A 1,302-nucleotide genomic window follows, 5' to 3' on the forward strand; every position below is an offset into this window, starting at 1 on the left:
TCGTAGTTACTGGAAGTTTCCTATGGCTATTGAGGAGGAAGAAATAAAGAATGTTTATGATTGGAATCATCAGTGAGCCGTTATTATATCTTTGTTTTTCTCTTTTACTTGGTAGTTTCATTCTACAGCTTGTACCAAGTGCCTATAGACCAGATATTAACGTACCTAAAGGCGTTTTAATGACAGCTACAGCTGGTATAGGAATCTTTTCATTTATACCCGTTTTACAAGTGATTTTATATCTTTATCAGGATATTGGGTTTGTGCAAACACTTAAATCGGTACTTTTTACATTTGAAGTGGGAAAAGCCTGGATTTTTACATATTTACTCTCAAATCTATTATTTATTTATATTGTTTGGTTTGATTATCGAAAGAATCCACTATATGCATACATTGGTATGGTCATTACGTTCATATTAATTCTTGCACTAGGTTGGTCTAGTCATGCTAGTTCTATTGAGCAATGGAAAGGATTCGTTGTACACACTATTCATTTTCTTGCTGTAACCATTTGGGTAGGAATTTTATTCGTGGTTAGTTGGGCCTCAAAAAGTCACTTGAATTGGATGAAATTTTTAAGGTGGTTTACGCCCGTTGCATTAATTTGTTTCTTAATAACTGTTATTTCTGGACTTTTTTTAATGACTGTAGTGATCGATTATAAAGACTATGCAAATTCTTGGATTCTACCTTATGGACAAGCACTTTTAATTAAACATCTGCTCATTATTCCTTTATTGACTTATGTCTTTATTAATAGCATTTTGATACGAAAAAAAATAAAAAATAATTATAATTTTAATCCAAGACCTTGGACGAAAGCTGAGAGTTCAATTGTATTTCTAATTTTCTCTGCTACTGCAGCATTAGGGCAACAAGAGCCACCTCATGATATTGAAACAACAATAGCCTCAACAGGACCCTCTATATTATTTGACCTATTATATCAAGGAAATATAACACGCGATTTAGTAATTGTTCTTGGTTTTGAATTTAACAGTTTAATGTTAATAATGTTAGCTTTATCCTTCTTAGGATTAACATTATTGTCATACATAAAAAGAGCACCTATCCTTTTAGGTTTCACAATGAGTGTATTATGTGTAGTTGCTACATATTTGTCATTAATGGTAAGCATCCGATAAGGTGTTAGTGATGTTGTGGGTACCTCGTAATTAACCAGCTAATAGGTCCTCACGGCTTATTCCAGAATCACTTTTCTTAATGAACTCCCTCAGTTTAATAGATAATGCTCACGAATACTCGCTTATTCGCAGGATTTCATACCACATGGTATAG

At 32.9% G+C, this 1,302-nt stretch carries 1 protein-coding gene; it reads left to right on the forward strand.

All coding sequences use genetic code 11. The features are described from left to right. Positions 1 to 50 precede the first annotated feature (50 nt). On the forward strand, positions 51 to 1,148 hold the full coding sequence (locus N9I19_RS24780; RefSeq protein WP_317779337.1) for a copper resistance D family protein: 1,098 nt from the start codon (positions 51 to 53) through the stop codon (positions 1,146 to 1,148). The last annotated feature ends 154 nt before the right edge of the window (positions 1,149 to 1,302 follow it).

Source organism: Peribacillus sp. CSMR9 (assembly GCF_033141925.1).
Lineage (GTDB): Bacteria > Bacillota > Bacilli > Bacillales > DSM-1321 > Peribacillus > Peribacillus simplex_A.